Genomic DNA, 271 nt, shown 5'->3' on the forward strand with positions numbered 1-271 from the left:
TGTCGAGAGTTCTTTACGGAAAACGTGTGATCACTTTAGATCTGGCAAGTTTAGTTGCCGGAACTAAATACCGTGGTCAGTTTGAGGAAAGAATGAAGGCCATCATGACGGAGCTGGAGAAAAACAGAGATGTCATCCTATTTATTGATGAGCTTCATACGATTGTAGGAGCTGGAAGTTCTACAGGAAGTTTAGATGCTTCCAATATGTTCAAACCGGCTTTGGCAAGAGGTGAAATTCAATGCATCGGGGCAACTACCCTGGATGAATA

1 protein-coding gene is annotated in these 271 nt (G+C 42.8%); it reads left to right on the plus strand.

The window, feature by feature from the left end; translation table 11 throughout:
- Nucleotides 1–271: AAA family ATPase (locus GB932_RS21915; RefSeq protein WP_156758908.1), on the plus strand; the 271-nt coding region annotated here is incomplete at both ends.

This window comes from Microbacterium karelineae, assembly GCF_009745985.1.
Taxonomy (GTDB): Bacteria; Actinomycetota; Actinomycetes; order Actinomycetales; family Microbacteriaceae; genus Microbacterium; species Microbacterium karelineae.